Annotated in this window: 14 protein-coding genes; 8 read left to right on the top strand and 6 right to left on the bottom strand. The window is 62.9% G+C overall.

The window, feature by feature from the left end; translation table 11 throughout:
• Positions 1-10: 10 nt before the first annotated feature.
• Positions 11-577, bottom strand: coding sequence for a hypothetical protein (locus M9978_RS22705; RefSeq protein WP_254297407.1), 567 nt, complete (start codon positions 575-577; stop codon positions 11-13).
• Between the two features lie 101 nt (positions 578-678).
• Between M9978_RS22705 and M9978_RS22700 the strand changes: the two genes are divergently transcribed.
• From M9978_RS22700 to M9978_RS22670, 7 genes are all read left to right on the top strand, one after another.
• Positions 679-882, top strand: a complete 204-nt coding sequence (locus tag M9978_RS22700; protein WP_254297405.1) for a hypothetical protein — start codon at positions 679-681, stop codon at positions 880-882.
• A 493-nt stretch (positions 883-1,375) separates the two neighbouring features.
• Positions 1,376-1,636, top strand: a complete 261-nt coding sequence (locus tag M9978_RS22695) for a hypothetical protein (protein WP_254297403.1) — start codon at positions 1,376-1,378, stop codon at positions 1,634-1,636.
• Between the two features lie 195 nt (positions 1,637-1,831).
• On the top strand, positions 1,832-2,281 hold the full coding sequence (locus tag M9978_RS22690; protein WP_254297402.1) for a DUF983 domain-containing protein: 450 nt from the start codon (positions 1,832-1,834) through the stop codon (positions 2,279-2,281).
• Positions 2,259-3,620 (top strand): aminotransferase-like domain-containing protein, encoded by a 1,362-nt coding sequence (locus M9978_RS22685; RefSeq protein WP_254297400.1) that lies wholly within the window; start codon positions 2,259-2,261, stop codon positions 3,618-3,620. Before M9978_RS22690 ends, M9978_RS22685 begins: the two co-directional genes overlap by 23 nt.
• Positions 3,621-3,628: 8 nt before the next feature.
• Positions 3,629-3,940, top strand: a complete 312-nt coding sequence (locus tag M9978_RS22680; protein WP_254297398.1) for a hypothetical protein — start codon at positions 3,629-3,631, stop codon at positions 3,938-3,940.
• A 294-nt stretch (positions 3,941-4,234) separates the two neighbouring features.
• Positions 4,235-5,014 (top strand): alpha/beta fold hydrolase, encoded by a 780-nt coding sequence (locus M9978_RS22675; protein ID WP_254297396.1) that lies wholly within the window; start codon positions 4,235-4,237, stop codon positions 5,012-5,014.
• Positions 5,015-5,400: 386 nt separating this feature from the next.
• Entirely contained in the window at positions 5,401-5,628 is a 228-nt protein-coding gene (locus M9978_RS22670) for a hypothetical protein (RefSeq protein WP_254297395.1), read from the top strand.
• A 104-nt stretch (positions 5,629-5,732) separates the two neighbouring features.
• On the opposite strand, the gene M9978_RS22665 is transcribed toward M9978_RS22670, so the two are convergent.
• From M9978_RS22665 to M9978_RS22645, 5 genes are all read right to left on the bottom strand, one after another.
• Entirely contained in the window at positions 5,733-6,080 is a 348-nt protein-coding gene (locus tag M9978_RS22665) for a hypothetical protein (RefSeq protein WP_254297393.1), read from the bottom strand.
• A gap of 45 nt (positions 6,081-6,125) precedes the next feature.
• Entirely contained in the window at positions 6,126-7,067 is a 942-nt protein-coding gene (locus M9978_RS22660) for a lysozyme inhibitor LprI family protein (protein WP_254297391.1), read from the bottom strand.
• A gap of 230 nt (positions 7,068-7,297) precedes the next feature.
• Positions 7,298-7,585: a UvrB/UvrC motif-containing protein gene (locus M9978_RS22655; protein WP_254297389.1), complete on the bottom strand. Its 288-nt coding sequence runs from the start codon at positions 7,583-7,585 to the stop codon at positions 7,298-7,300.
• Between the two features lie 214 nt (positions 7,586-7,799).
• Positions 7,800-9,542, bottom strand: a complete 1,743-nt coding sequence (locus M9978_RS22650; protein ID WP_302054189.1) for a putative bifunctional diguanylate cyclase/phosphodiesterase — start codon at positions 9,540-9,542, stop codon at positions 7,800-7,802.
• 190 nt (positions 9,543-9,732) lie between these two features.
• A complete protein-coding gene (locus tag M9978_RS22645; RefSeq protein WP_254297385.1) occupies positions 9,733-10,731 on the bottom strand; it encodes a GlxA family transcriptional regulator in 999 nt (332 codons plus the stop codon).
• Positions 10,732-10,906: 175 nt separating this feature from the next.
• Here M9978_RS22645 and M9978_RS22640 point away from each other — a divergent pair, with 175 nt between their 5' ends.
• Entirely contained in the window at positions 10,907-11,245 is a 339-nt protein-coding gene (locus tag M9978_RS22640; RefSeq protein ID WP_254297383.1) for a hypothetical protein, read from the top strand.
• Positions 11,246-11,433: the final 188 nt, after the last annotated feature.

Raw genomic sequence — 11,433 nt, 5'->3', positions numbered from 1 at the left:
CACCTCCGCTTCACGCAGCTTGCCGATAATCTCTTCCGGGCGATGCTTCTTGCTCGGCATTCCTCGTCTCCTTCGTCATCCAAATATCATCAATTTTGGACCACTCAGAAGGGGGCAGATCACCCGGCGCTATGACCGGTACCTCCACGACCGGTTTTTCCGCCTCGCGCCCCGGGGCCGAGATCGACACCTTCTCCCACCGGGTGGTTTCAGGAAGCGGCTGGTCGATCGCCAGCTCCAGATCGAAATAGCCTTCCTCATCGGTGACCACGTCGCGCGACTGGCCATAGCCCTCGATGTGGACTGTAACGCCCGGGAGTTCCTGGCTGTTGTAGATGGCCAGCATGGCGCGCATCCGGGTGAGCAGGCCCTCGCCGGCGTCGAGCGGCTTGGAATAGCGCACGATCCGGCCCTTCAGCCTTACCGCCCGCGCGCTCCGGTATCCGGCATAGGCGAGCAGCCGTACCTTGCGGTCGCGACTTCCTGCGGATTGCAGCAAGCCGCCGAGGGTGTCGATGTCGCGCTCTAGGTCAGCAATTGTCGAGCGCAACAGCCTGTGAAGTGACGAGCCGGCCATGCTCGAGCGAACGACAAGAACGGCGACGGGTTCCCGATGTTGCCGGAGGACACCGGGAACGGATTGGTTCGGATCGGGTTTTTTTACGCGAGGAGTTGGCGATGGACACGCTCGACAGCCAGATTGCCGAGGCTCAAACGCGCGAACGCAAGGAGCGCGAGCTGGCGGAGCATGCCGCGGAAGAAAGCGATCGTCACCTTCTCAAGGCCGAGCGACATGCGGACGAAGCGTGGAGCTTGAACGAGAGTGACCCTGCTCTTCCGCCCATTGAAAGCGGGTTATGGAACCCGCCTGACGAACGATAGGGCCTGGCGCCACGCTCACTGCTGGGCATTCGCTCCTGTGATGCACCTATATCGCGGATCGGTCAGAGATTGCCGTGGCTCCGCGATTGGAGCAGCCCTCACGCCCCGCAAAACGAACTATGACCTCGAGCGCCGAGAGCGCGAGAAAAGCAAGGCGTCCGACTCTGCAAAGAAGGCGCAGGCGAAAGCAGATAGAAGAGCGACCGAAAAGGGAGCTGCGCGCGTAACTGATACGCCTGATCCCCAGGCCCATGGCCCCAAGATCCGCGCCAGCTCCCATCCGTCTCGTCGGGAGAAGCCGCAAGCTCATTAAGGCGTTTCACAAGAGCCGTCACCGAGATGGCGCTGCGCCGCTCGAAAGCACCGGTTGAAGCCGATGACAGTACCGGATTTCACTCTTCGCGAGCTCGGCTGGAAGGGCTTTTTTTCAGCAAGCAGCTTTCTGCAGCTGAAGAGTACGGATGCGCGCCCGTTCGCGTGATGGGATCACACCATGCTTCATCCGCGCGGCCTTGGCGGAACCGGCGAAATCGACGGCTTCAAATATGATTGGGAATTCCCGAGTGAGCCCCAGCTATCCTCTGCCGATGGCTGGAAGGGCATGACGGTCTTGCTGCGGCAGCACGACATGCCGCGCGAGGCGGTGCTGGCGTTTCCGACCCCCAGGCGGCTTCTCAGGGGACTGCCCAAAGGACGTTCCCACATCAACGATGCGATTGCCGCAAGAGCGGTGCGAGCAGCGCTATCGGCGTGATGGGATCCGGCGTCGCGAGGCAAGGCCATGATGTTCATGGTCGATGTCGACGGCGATTAGTGTGTTGTAACCTGCCCGGCTGTTCACTGCGGCGGCTGACCACATGACCCAGATTGATCGCTTCATCTCGCCCCTGCAATTCATTGCAATTCCATACAGATTACATATGTATGTGTTATGTATGGAGCAAAGCTGATGGAACCGGCCTTCGAAGGCGACGCAAAATGGAAGTGGATATTCCATGCGGGGTGGCACGGGTTATGTCCCCGCTGTGGCAAGGGCGCCATGTTCAAGTCCTGGTTGCAGATTTCTGACAGATGTGAGTCTTGTGGCCTGAGCTATGCGTGGGCGTCGCCAGATGATGGTCCCGCCTTCTTCTCGCTGTGCTTCGCTGCGTTCCCGCTCACATTCCTTGGCGTCTGGTTCCAGGTCGCCTTCGATCCGCCGTTCTGGGTTCATATGCTGACAACCATCCCAATGATGGTGATTGGGTGTGTTCTGCCACTTCGCCCTCTCAAGGGCTGGCTCGTTGCGTCGCAATTTGCGAACAATGCACAAGAGGCGGGGACCGCGCAGCTATGGGCGAAACTCAAGGCAACAGCGGAGGGCGAGGGCGGCTCGGATGAACGACCGGTGGGTTCCTGACCTGGGCGCGATAAGCGGCGTGAAATATGTCGCTATCGCCGACGCGCTTGGCAAGGCGATTGAACAGGGTGTCGTGAACGCTGGCGACCGGTTGCCGCCGCAGCGGGATCTCGCGGCCCGCCTTGGTATCGATCTGACCACGGTCACCCGCGCCTATGAAGCCGCGCGGTTGCGCGGGTTGATCGAGGGGCGGGGTCGCGCCGGCAGCTTTGTCCGGGATTCATCCAGAGCCGGGCCGCCCAGGCGCCTGACCGTAGATGCCGGCATGAACACGCCCCCTGAGTTGCCGCGCGGCATTCTGGGTCGAGCGATCGCCCGGACGACCAGCGAGTTGATGTCGAGGGACGCGGCTTCGAGTCTGCAGTACCAGCCGGCGGGTGGCGCACGCGAGGATCGCGTCTGCGGCGCTGAACTGCTGACACGCATGGGAGTGCCGTCGGTCGACGACGACGTGCTTATTACCTCTGGCGGTCAGAGCGCGCTGCATGCGATACTGAATTCAGCATTCGAACCGGGAGATGCGGTCGCCTGCGGAACGCATGTCTATCCAGGGTTCCAGGCGATCGCGGCGCGCCTCGGCTTGCGCTTGGTTGCGCTGCCGCGGATGAATGCCGAAGCGCTTCGTCGCGCGTGCGCGCAGGAGGTGATCAAGGCGCTCTACCTTGTGCCGACCAACGACAATCCTACCGCGCTCACCTTGGCCGCGTCGGACCGAAAGGGCCTGGCGAGGGTCGCGGAGGAGCATGACGTCCAGATAATCGAGGACGACGCCTATGGCGCACTCGCCTCAGCACCAATCGCACCGATCGCAAGCTACGTGCCGCAGCGCACATGGTACATCCTCAGCACGTCCAAGATCATCTCGCCTGCGCTACGGGTGGCATTCGTGCGCGCGCCAAGTGTCGCTGCAAGCCTCAAGATCGCGGCCGGGCTGCATGAAACCACGATCATGGCGCCGCCGTTGAACGTTGCAATGGTCAGCGCCTGGATCACCGACGGCACGTTCGAACTGCTCCTAGGGAGCATGAGGCTCGAGAATGCCAAGCGACAGCTGATCGCGGCCGAACTGCTCGCTGATTTCGACATCTCGGCCCATCCGGAAGGATATCATGTGTGGCTCAGCCTTCCGTCGCGTTTGACAGGCAGGGACGTTGCCGACTTCATGCGGCCGACCGGCCTTCCTGTGATCCCGGCCGAACGGTTCAACGTGGGGGATGCGGGACCCGAAGCTGCTCGAATATCGTTGGGCGGGGCCATTTCCATCGATCGTCTCCGAAACGCCCTGCTTATATTGCAGGGGTATGCGAACGCGCCGGTCCGCATGTCTCCGCTGGTATGATGCGAAAGATGGCAACGCCCGTCATCGGCAGCGCACGCGCCCTCGCTGCCCGGGCCCTGATGGCGGAGGGACGCAATGCGGAAGCGGACATCGTGCTTTCCGGCGGCGGTGACGACTTTCCCGAGGTTCAGGTCGCTCGCCTCGCGCTGGACACTATAGGCGACCATCACCAGCGACTCGAGCTCGCTTTGGCGTTCTATGCGGAACCCGACCACTGGGATAGCGATGTGCCGGATGGGTCACTCGCGTCGCTTGATCGCGGCGAGGTGGCACGGTCCGCTCTCCGCGGCAAAGACCAGTTGGGATCCCATCGCGACTGAGTTCAGTACGTTCGAAGATAGGCTGGCGCGCCCGAGCGAAGCCGACGGCAGAGGTCCGGAGAAGAGTGAACTGCCTGGCAGCTTTGCTGCCCTGATGTCGGTGGTTCAGACCTCAAGCCCGCGGCGCTAAAGCTGCGGTTCATCAGCTGCTCGACCCTAACCGCGAGATCTGGCCTTCGACAGGCGGCGGATCGCCTGCGCTGGTCGGGCAGGGCCCATATGCAGAGGAGCGCTTATCGGCCCCGAACGCTGAGCACGATCGTTCAGGTTCTCAACCAGCGAGAGTGCCCCCGAATGAACGAGATCCAACGCGGCTCTGGCCGCAAGCTGCTACTTATTCATGGTCTCGGCGGAACCTGGCAATCATGGGGCACTATCTTGGACCCGCTCAGCGCAGAACGGACGGTAATCGCGATTGACCTTCCGGGACATGGCGCCACCCCGGCGGAGCAGGATAGCGGGACGTTCGATGGTCTGGTCGGTAGCGTCGAGCGCTATATGGCTGACAAAGGGCTGGACGGGATCGACGTCGTCGGTAGCTCCATGGGAGCGCGGATCGTGCTTGAACTTGCACGGCGTGGCCGCGTCGGTAACGTCGTGGCATTCGACCCCGGGGGCTTTTGGCGCGATTGGGAGCGCTCGTTCTTCAAGACGACCATAGGACTTTCGGGGCGGTTGGTTCGCGCAATCCGGCCTCTCCTGCCGAAGTTGAGCAAGAATGCCGCATCACGTACAGCATTGCTGGCGCAGTTGTCTGCCCGTCCTTGGGCGCTCGATCCGAACATCGTTGCGACAGAGTTGGCGAGCCTCAGCACAACACAAACGTTTGACGCATTGGTTCGTGACCTTTCGAGCGGCCCTGAGCAAACTGGCCCGGCAGCCGACCCCTCGCGACGCATGGTGATTGGTTGGGGTCGCCATGATCGGCTGTGCTTGCCAAGGCAAGCGGCGCGGGCAAAAGACGCCTTTCCCTCCGCCACTGTGCACTGGTTCGAGGACAGCGGACATTTTCCGATGTGGGACCAGCCGGAGGACACGGTTGCTGTAATACTTGCCGCAACCCAGCGAGGGTGATTCTTCAACGACCTAAAATCGGTTACAGTGGTATTGGCTGGATGTGCAGCTCAGCCGGGGCCGCTGTGCGCCCCATCACCGGGCGTTCAGTCCCAAACGCAGTGATTCTGAAACCCACCCTTCGCTCATGTGGTTGGCACGGCGAGCTGACGGATCGTTGGCTAGTTGAGCGACGTGCTGGTGCCGTCAGCCCACGATGCTTTCGGCCTGTCCGGATTGCGACGCTGCTGCCGATCGATCAAGCGCAACACTGGTGTGACGGTCAAGCCATGGAGGAGGCGGAGGAGGAGGAGGAGGACGGAAAGCAAGGCGACGAGGCCCATAATCGCCCACAGCCGTTCCGCTTGAGCAAAAGTCGCATGATTGAGGGTAGGCGAGATAGTAGAATGCCCGACGCCACGGATGTCGAAAAGGGCGAGCGTTCGCTTTGCCAAATGATCGCTGCAAACCCCGCCAGCCGGATCAATTCGGCGATCGGGCTCTCCAGCACGATGATCGCGATAAGCTGCCAGCACGTCTGGCCAGCTGAGTTGTGCGAGCAGGCCGCTTTCCAGCGCGCCGCCGAACAGGATTGGCAGGACAATTCATCGCAATCCGCTCCACCTGCTCGGTGATGTCATGCGTCTTGCGCTTGGAACTCGTGATCCCCTGTGCGAGCGGCGCAGCGTACGCGCGGTGATGAATACCGCGAGAGAACCGTAGAAATCGAGGATTTCGGTCACGCCTGATCGCGGCGATGGATAGCGGAATGGTGATGCCGGGCAACCGACACGTGACGCTCCAGCGCCGCCAGCTTTAGATCCGTCGAACTTCCGATAGCACCCATCAGCGCGATTATCACGACGAGTTCGGTGAACCGCTCGGTGACCTGCGGAGGGGATAGCGGCATTGGGCGCAGTGAGCCTGCTGACGTCAGGAAGATCGCTGCACCGATCGCAATGCAGATGATCGGCAGCGACAGCGGCAGCCGCTTCAGCGCTAGCGGCAGCCACGCGGCCAGCGCGATCAGGACCCCGGCACCGGTAAGCCACAAGATATAGGGTTCAGGCGATGAGAAACCGGGCATCGAGGCTCAACCCCTGGCGAGGGCCATGCGTTCACTGTCGCACGCTCAATCGGCGATCCGTTCGATCTCCGCCATGCGCTGGCGATAGGAGGTGGCTATACAGGCCTCACTGTCACAGCGATCACGCGCGCCCAGAAAGCGGTCGCGGCTGGCGCGCAGCTTCGCGCGCGTCGGCGCATCGGCGCGGGCCAGAGCCGAATAGAAAGCAGAACTCATCTGCCGGTCGTGCTTAGCCAGCGTCGCGCTTGAGCAGATGATTTTCTCCACTCGGCTTCTCGCATACCGGCAGTTGAAGCTTGGCCGCGTCGAACCTTGAACGCGCGCTGGACCCGCTTTCGGGGGAGCTTGAGCTTCCTGCCTCGCCGGTGCTGGCACGGACGACGGTCCCGTTCTGGGTGGGCTGACCGGCGGACTCTCGTCCTCGACGGCTGGAGGCTGTGTGGGGGCCGTCACTGGAATGTCTGCCTGGGTCGGCTGCGCTGCCGGGCCAGGCCGCGGCGAGGTCAAGTCAAGGGCGGCGAGGCGGTAGACGATCGGCTCCGCTCCCTTCATCTGATAGACGAGTCCGCTGCCGTCGGCTGCTTCCTGCGCCGAATATTCGACATCCGCCTGCAGCCGCTGATCGCCATCGAACACATCGGCCGAGCCGGGGGGTAGTTCAAGGATGAAGCGGCCTTCGCACACCGTAATGTTGAGCGCGGGATCGCGGCCAGTGGCCACGGGCGCTTCCATCCGGATGATCGACGCGTCGGCAAGCTGGCGCAAGGTCGGGGATTCTGCCCGTCTCACGCGCACCGCCTCGTCGAAAACCAGCGCCTTCAAGCTCGCATAGGTCTGCGCCGACGCACAGGCGCGCTTGAGGCGTGCGGCGCTCGCGCGCTCCTCCTGTGCGGAAGGTTCACCGGCTTTTTCGGTCTTGGTACCAACCCTCTCGCAGCCCGCAATCGTCGGCGTCGCGAGTAAGGCGAGGAAAAGCCTGAGCTTCATGGAAATGCCTCCTTGCGGCCTCAACGCCTCCCCATTGCGAATGTTCAGGGCCGCGCCCTACTCAGCAGCACAGCGCAATTTCTTTTGTTCAGTATTTCCAGAGCCGCCCTCAAAAGCGGCGACATTATTGCGGCTGCGGTGTGAGAACGGCAGCGTGGAGAGACCAATCTAACCCGCCGAGTCCTACTTCTGGGCTGTTATCGTATATGGCGGCCGTTCGCCTCAAGAGGTCAGGGGTCGCGTGAGCGGCGGCGCTTGCCGCCCTTCGTCATCGGGTCTGGTTTAGCCGGCGGTCGCCAGCCCGGTGGCGGTGTCATGCGCTGCTGGCTTGTCCCCAGACCCATTGCGCCAGGTTGCTGGCGTGTCAGGCCGGGGACATCGGCCTCCTTGGCCTCTGTAGCGGTCGCACCGCCGCGCATCAGGCTGATCATGTCGCGGAGGCGCCTGGCTTCTTCGAAATCGAGAGCGAGCGCCGCGGCCTCCATCTTCTTGTGAAGCGTTTCCAAGGTGTCCGACATGAGCGGTCAACGCACATCGCTGACTAAGGCCGCAAGTCCGCTGCGCGCGTCAGTAGTGCCCATTGATAGTGGCCGACATCATCCCGAGAGCGGCCAGCGGGTTGTGGCGTTACGACGGCGGCTCGACCGACAATCGACTGATCTACCGTTGTGGTTGCCCGCCGCACCAAGATTGATCCAACGCTGCCCAGAGCCGTCACGCGCGGGCATATGCCTATGATTCGCCACCATCGAGCATCGTTAGAAGCCGCCGCGCATCCCATGCCTCGCGCAGAACAAGACCCTCGTCGAGCAGCTTGCCGAAATGGAGTTCGTCGAGCGGTGCGCCGAAGAGGTAGCCCTGGCCCACGGAACAGCCCAGCGCGCGCATGATCGCGCGTTCGGCCTCGGTCTCGATCCCTTCCGCGACGACGCGAATATCGAGGGCGGCGCCGAGTTTGACGACGCTCTCCACGATGACGCGCTTGGCGACGCTATGGGCGACGTCATGCACGAAGCTTCGATCGACCTTGATCTCGTTGAGCGGGAAGCTCTCCAGATAGCGAAGGTTGGAATAGCCGGTGCCGAAATCGTCGATCGATATGCCGATCCCTAGACGGCGCAAATCCTCGAATGCGCGGCGGATGTTCTGCGGCTCTGGGATCATCAGATTCTCGGTCAGCTCCAGCGTCAGCCATTCGGGTCGGCAGCCGGTTTCGTCGAGCACCCGGTGGGCGAAGGCCGCCATGTCGCGCTGCATGAATTCCATCACCGATACGTTCAGGGAGAAGCGGACCGGTGAGCGCCGCTTGCGGTTGACCCGCGCAGCATAGGCGGCGAGCGTGCGCAGGCCCCAAGCCCCGATTTCCAGCAGCGCGCCGGTTTCCTCGGCGATGCCGATGAACCGATTGGGCGGTTGCAAGCCGAACGCGCCGTGGTTCCAACGCAAGAGTGCCTCGGCACCGACCAGGTCGCCAGTGCTGAGATCCACCTGCGGCTGATAGTGGAACAGCAATTCCTGGTTCGCGACGGCTGTCTGAAGCTCGCTCGCCAGCCGGATGCGGTTGCGCGCCTCGCGTTCATCGGTAGCCGCAAAGGCGTGCGGCGCATGGGCGGGCTGTGTCTTCGATCGCTGAAGCGCGGCGCCCGCCTGCCGGACGAGTTGAAGCGGATCGCCACTGGGTGGCCCCAGGGCAAAGCCGGCAGCGAACTGGGCCGCCAGGGACGCGCCGGGGAGAATGAAGCGTGGCTTGAGCAGCTCCAGAAGATCGTCGACCACCGTGACCGCGCGTCCGGGATCATCGAGTTCGAACGCCAGTGCGAAGCTGTTCGTGCCGACCCGCGAAACGGCGATCGCCGGCAGTGTCGCAAGGCGCGCGGCTGCAGCACGAAGCAGCGCATCGCCCACCTCATAACCGAAGCCATTGTTGACATCGTGGAAACGGACGATGTCGAGCTTGACCATCAGCAGGGCGGCCGCCCCGCGCGCATCCATGGCGCCGAGCCGATCGAGAAGGCCGTAGCGATCCAGCAGCCCGGTCAAACGATCGATCCCCGTCGCATGACTCACGTCGCGGATCATGCCGATGAAATGCGTGACTTGGCTGGCATCGTCGCGAACCGGCACGAGGCGCAGCGCGTTGCGGAACATGGTGCCATCGCGGCGATAGTTGCGCAGCGTCACCGAACAGTCGCGGCCTTCCGTCAGGGCAGACCGTATTTCGGTTATTTCGGGCTGAAGTCGGTCGCTTCCCTGGAGGTAGCGGCAATTCTTGCCGATCGCCTCGGCCGCAGCATAGCCCGTGATCGCCTCGAACGCGCGATTCACGTGCACGATGGGCTGGCCCCGCATGCGCATATCGGCAATCAGGACGCCATCGCTGCCATGTTCGAGCGCGAGCGACGCTGCGATCGGAGGAATAGCCGACTGGCGCGACTGCCGGCGCCTGAACAGCCGTCGTATCGGCCCGAGCCCCATAGTCCGGGTTTGCGGACTGGTCAGCCCATCTTCTTCATGCATCGCCACTGCGCCGATCGTGTCCGCGGACCGGGCGGACAATCTCCAAACTGCGCGGCCGGGGCGCGGCGGGTACTAGTTGCATGAAAAGGCCTCCGGACGCGACGATGCGGCATGGCGACTCCAGCTTCAACTTCAGCGAGGCGGCGGTTCAGGACAAAGCGGCGGCGCTTTCGTCCTCGCTGGCGTTTGTGGTCTCGGTCGTTTGAAACCGCAGGCGATAGTCCTGCGGCGTGACGCCAATCCGGCGCACGAACGCCCGCCTCAGCGTGCTGGTCGATCCGAAGCCTGCGGCATAGGCGATCGCCTTGATCGGCGCCGAGCTTTCCTCGAGCAACCGCCGGGCGATATCGATGCGGGTCAACTCGACATAGGCCGCGGGGCTCATCCCCTGTTCGGCATGGAACAGCCGTGACAGGTGGCGCGGGCTGACCCCAGCCACACTGGCGAGTGCGCCAAGCCCAAGGGCCTCGCGTGGATTTTCGAGAATGTGGAGGCGGATCCTGTCGATCGGCCCCGTCGCCGCTGCCTGGGCGGTCAACACGGTGCTGAACTGCGACTGTCCTCCGGGCCGCTTCAGGAAGACGACCAGCCGGCGCGCCACCCACAGCGCCAGGCCGCGACCATGATCTTCCTCGATTAGCGAAAAAGCGAGGTCGATTGCCGCAGCGACGCCGGCCGAGCTGAAGACCGGGCCGTCCCGCACTAAGATGCGATCGGGCTCGACCCGAATTTCGGGATATGCGGCGGCGAGCTGTTCGGCATATTGCCAGTGCGTCGTTACACGGCGTCCCGACAACAGCCCCGCATGGGCCAGAAGGAAAGCGCCGGTACAGGTGGAACCATAACGCCGCGATTGCCTTGCCTGCGCTCGAAGCCAATGCGCGACTTGCTCGCTCGGCTGGCTCGGCACGCCATAGGGGCCCACGACGATCAATGTGTCCGAAGGCTGCGTCGCCTGATCAACGCTCGCGTCGGGCACGAATCTGACGCCTGAGGCGCTTTCCATGGGAGTGCCGTGCTCGGTGACCACCCGAACCTGATATGGCCTTCCCGATCGGGTCTTGCAGCTTGCCTCGAACAGGGCGTCTAGCACACCGGCAATTTCAAGCAGATGCACGTTGGTGGGGCAAAAGATCGTGACGAGCATGGCCGCACCTCCTTCCGCGGCGGACCGCTCCCCCGATCATTACCCAATAGGCCTAGCCGGCGCGATTACCTAGCGCGACTAGGCACCCAGGCTCGCCGCCTCTCGGACGACTCCGCGCGCTCGACAATTAGCGTCACCAGCGGCAGTTTCTTCCAGCGCTATCGCGAGGTGCATCATGAATCCGGTGATATTCGGCATTTTTGCAGGTTTGATCTTCGGGGTGGTCGACGTCGCCTTGATGATTCCGGTCGATTTTCCGGACAAGCCCACCGCGATGCTCGGCGCATTTGCCAGTCGGTTCGCCATCGGCTTCCTGATTCCGCTGGTGAAACTGCCCATGCCAGCTTGGGCAGTCGGTGCGCTGGTTGGGCTGCTCATCAGTCTTCCAGATGCGATCATCGCCCGAGCCTATGCGCCGATCTTGGGGACAGGCTTGGTTGGCGGGATTATCATAGGATTGGCCACCGGTCTCTTCGCAGCCCGGTGGAACCGAGGTGCCGGACACCGGACCTGAGGTCAGGGCTCATTGGAACCACATTCTCCCGTGCCTACCGCGGCGCGCGCGTTGACGCTCCTGAACCCATTGCACGAACCCGCTTCGCGGGAGAGTCGCGTTGGGCGAGGTAGCGCGATACTCATAAGCTTTGGGCGGATGGCATAGCGGTCAGACCATGGATGTTCCTTCAGGAAGAGGAACTTGTC

Origin of the sequence: Sphingomonas tagetis, assembly GCF_024211275.1 — a bacterium.
GTDB lineage: Bacteria > Pseudomonadota > Alphaproteobacteria > Sphingomonadales > Sphingomonadaceae > Sphingomonas > Sphingomonas tagetis.
This window is presented reverse-complemented; position numbering and strand designations above follow the sequence as displayed.